We start from the raw sequence: 2,392 nt of genomic DNA, 5'->3' as shown, positions 1-2,392 counted from the left end.
CAAATATTCCCAGTTATGGTAAAAATCAAAGACAGCGATAGGCAATACTCATTCCCACATTTGCCGTATCATATATTGTAATGATTTTTATGTGAACTTTAATCAGCTATCCATTCAACTAACGGAAACGTTAGTTCAAAACAACCAGGGGGCAGAATGCCGCAACTGCTCCCTGTTATCATTCAAGTAACGGGAAGAGTTATTAATAGAACTGGAACTTTTATCCACTTTTAAATGTCTTATTAAAGAAGATATTGATTATAAATTGGGGAATATAATATTTTTCCCCAGGAGGAAATTCATGAAAGCAATAAGCTTAGTCCTACTCATGTTGATTTGCCTAACACTTAGCGCCTGCCAATCTATAAGCGTAGTCAGCAGCTCTCCAGCAGCAATAGTAACAAGTCTGTCTACACCAGTGGTAGAGGCAAGCGCGATCAACAAACCTGAGGGCATTGGAAATCTAGCGGCCCAAATTTTAAATGCTGCCATGAAAAGTAATTACACGGAAATCGCCAGGTTAATGGACTCCGTAAATAGCACTTCAGCCATCAATTCGTTGTTCTTTCAAGTTATTTTGGAACGAATCAAGTATGAGTATAATGATTTGGATGTTGTGCCTGTATTTCAGATGTTTCTAGATCACCATCTTGATGTTAACGCAATAGAACCAAGTGATCCAAATGATACAAGAACCAAACAAACACTGATTATGACCTCGGCTTGTACGGTGGGCGATTTTGTGAAACCGCTTGTGTTGGCCGGTGCTGAAGTGAATCCAGATGACGCAAACGGTACTCCTTTGGGTTGTGTTTCAAGTAGAAGGAACCCTGAGTTGGTACGCTTCCTGCTAGAGCACGGGGCACGTCTGGATGTTCGGAATCCTTTGCTTTCGGCCATGAGACCTTTCGTTCATTCCAATTTTGAAAAAGAAAATGTTGAAATCGTCAAAATGTTAATTGAAGCAGGGTCTAATGTTAATGACAAAGATGATCAAGGTAACACCCCTCTTTCCACTGCAGCCATGTACAATCAAAAAGAGTTAGTACAGTATTTGATTGATCATGGTGCTCAGGTGAATGCAAAAAACAAAGTGGGAAGAACGCCGTTAATGGAAGCTGTTGCTGCAATCGAAGGGGCCAAATCAGAAGACGCTGTGTTGGAAGTTGTCAAGATAATGCTAAAAGCTGGTGCGAATCCTAATGATGCTCCTGACCGGGACGGAGATACGGTTATCTCCTTAGCCGATAAGTATAAGAGGCCAAAAGTTGCAGCAGAAATATGGAAATACTTAAATGCACAATCAAATAAGTCAGACTTTTGACCTAATATGATACTCTGTGTATAGTTGAAAATAAATTCTATAGACCAAATGAACTGCCTTTATAAGAGCACTTTTTGAAATTGGTAATTGCGCTAACGAATAAAGTTAGTTGAATGACAACAGCGGCAGTCTAAGACTTTATTTTCAACGGACCTATCTGAGAGGGGATGCCGCGGGACAGCTCAGCGACGGTGATCGCTTGCTGTGGTATGCTAGAACTAGTGGGGTTCCTTCCGGAGAGCACCCCGGAGCGGGAGTGATTCGCGCAAGCGGTGGTCCGCTGCATGAAATCGCTCACAGAGAATTACTTGACAAGCGATGATCTGGAGACGTCGATGACGCACCTAATAGTTGTCAGTTGACAATGGCGAGCGAGCGCCTTATTATTGTAAATGTTGCTTTGCTTTCGTTTGATGAATCAATTATTCATTCGTATAACCCCACGAAATACAGGGTGGGGGTCTCTACAGGAAGCCTTAACTTCCTTGCTACGAATATGGAAACGCGTTTCGACGATTCCATATTCGATAGCAAGGAAGTTTTTTTATTTCCAAATATATGGAAAAGATAACCGAAGGAAGGAATTATAATCATGAAATACAGAATTTTGGTTTTGTTGGGCGCAATCTGTTACGGCATTCTATCCACGATCGTTACGAAGGCATACGCGAAAGGTTATACACTCGGAGAGGTCGTCGGAAGTCAATTGTTGACGGGGTTCGTATTGGTTTGGGCTCTCGTTCTATTCATGAAATGGAAGGGAAGATGGAGCGGAAACGTTAAGCCGACGTCTTCATCCGCGACGGCTGCCAGGAAGTTTTCGTGGAGGCATCGAGTTATCCTGATGATCGCTGGTGTACCTACGGCTGTAACAGGCTTGTTGTATTACCAATCCCTGCGATATATTCCCAATTCGCTAGCCATTCTGTTGCTATTCCAATTCACATGGATGGGGGTACTGATCAATTCGGTCGAACAGAAGCGGCGTCCGAACGGCATCATGTTGATCACGCTGATCTCCCTGTTTGGAGGGACATTGCTAGCGGCCGGCATACTCGATCAAGGCTT

At 43.0% G+C, this 2,392-nt stretch carries 3 protein-coding genes and 1 riboswitch; all 3 genes read left to right on the top strand.

Annotation, left to right across the window (positions count from 1 at the left end; translation table 11 throughout):
• Positions 1 to 301 precede the first annotated feature (301 nt).
• Entirely contained in the window at positions 302 to 1,324 is a 1,023-nt protein-coding gene (locus GC097_RS02485; protein ID WP_171681778.1) for an ankyrin repeat domain-containing protein, read from the top strand.
• A 109-nt stretch (positions 1,325 to 1,433) separates the two neighbouring features.
• Positions 1,434 to 1,646 (top strand): hypothetical protein, encoded by a 213-nt coding sequence (locus tag GC097_RS02480; protein WP_171681777.1) that lies wholly within the window; start codon positions 1,434 to 1,436, stop codon positions 1,644 to 1,646.
• Positions 1,647 to 1,734: 88 nt separating this feature from the next.
• A riboswitch (purine riboswitch) is annotated at positions 1,735 to 1,835 on the top strand.
• 81 nt (positions 1,836 to 1,916) lie between these two features.
• A partial coding sequence (locus GC097_RS02475; RefSeq protein WP_512699040.1) for a DMT family transporter occupies positions 1,917 to 2,392 on the top strand: 476 nt, incomplete at its 3' end.

It is taken from the genome of Paenibacillus planticolens (assembly GCF_013141725.1).
Taxonomy (GTDB): Bacteria; Bacillota; Bacilli; order Paenibacillales; family NBRC-103111; genus Paenibacillus_E; species Paenibacillus_E planticolens.
The sequence above is the reverse complement of the archived record's forward strand: the minus strand, read 5'-3'. Positions and strand labels throughout refer to the sequence as shown.